This is a genomic window from Cupriavidus sp. HPC(L) (genome assembly GCF_000307735.3).
Lineage (GTDB): Bacteria > Pseudomonadota > Gammaproteobacteria > Burkholderiales > Burkholderiaceae > Cupriavidus.
On sequence record NZ_AMPR02000398.1, the window covers coordinates 1 to 1,211 of the forward strand.

The 1,211-nt window shown below is 67.8% G+C and carries 1 protein-coding gene; it reads left to right on the top strand.

Annotated elements, in window-relative coordinates:
• Positions 1-1,202 (top strand): sulfite dehydrogenase (soxC, locus tag B551_RS18350; RefSeq protein ID WP_023264741.1); only part of this gene is annotated, 1,202 nt, incomplete at its 5' end.
• Positions 1,203-1,211: the final 9 nt, after the last annotated feature.

Genomic DNA, 1,211 nt, shown 5'->3' on the forward strand with positions numbered 1-1,211 from the left:
CGGATAGCGCAACCAACGGCGCAGCCAGCAGCGAAGCCGAAGGCGATCCCGCGATCCTGAAACCCCAACCCTGGGCCACCTCGCTCGGACAACCGGTCGCCGCACGGCCCTACGGCCAGCCCTCGAGCCACGAAACGGCGCTGATGCGGCGCGAATCGCCGGGTTTGACGCGCGTCTCGGCGGCTTCGGTCAGCTTCGCGCCGCTGCAGGGTCTGTTCGGCATCATCACGCCGAACGGCCTGCATTTCGAGCGGCATCACCAGGGCTGGCACGACATCGACCCGACTCGCCATCGGCTGATGATCAACGGCCTGGTCAAGGCCCCGCGCGTCTATACGATGGACGAGCTGATGCGGCTGCCGTCGGTGTCGCGGATGCATTTCATCGAATGCGGTGCCAATACCGGCATGGAGTGGGGCAATGTCGCGGTGCCGACGGTGCAATACACGCACGGCATGCTGTCCTGCTGCGAGTTCACCGGGGTACCGCTGCGCGTGCTGCTCGACGACGCCGGCGCCGACCAGCGGCGCGGCCGCTATCTGCTGGCCGAGGGCGGCGATGGATCGGCGATGACGCGCACGATCCCGATGGAGCTGGCCGACGAGATCATCGTCGCCTGGGGCATGAACGGCGAGATGCTGCGGCCCGAGAACGGCTACCCGTTGCGGCTGGTGGTGCCGGGCGTGCAGGGCGTGTCATGGGTCAAATGGCTGCGCCGGCTCGAGCTGGGCGACCGCCCCTGGAACGCCAAGGACGAGACGCTGCACTACGTCGACATGATGCCGGACGGCATGCTGCGGCAGTACACGTCGATCCAGGAGTGCAAGTCGGTGATCACCACGCCGTCGGGCGGTCAGCGCCTGACCGGCAAGGGCTTCTACAACGTCAGCGGGCTGGCATGGTCGGGCCGCGGCAAGATCCGGCGCGTCGACGTATCGGTCGACGGCGGGCGCAACTGGCGCACCGCGCGGCTGGAGACGCCGGTGCTGTCCAAATGCCTGACGCGCTTCAATCTGGACTGGGTCTGGGACGGCTCGCCGGCGATCCTGCAGAGCCGAGCGATCGACGAGACCGGCTACGTGCAGCCGACCATCGCGCAGCTGCGCGCGGTACGCGGCACGCGTTCGATCTATCACAACAACGCGATCCAGAGCTGGCTGGTCGCGGCCGGCGGCGAGGTGTCCAATGTCCAGGTGCGTTAGCGGCATTCC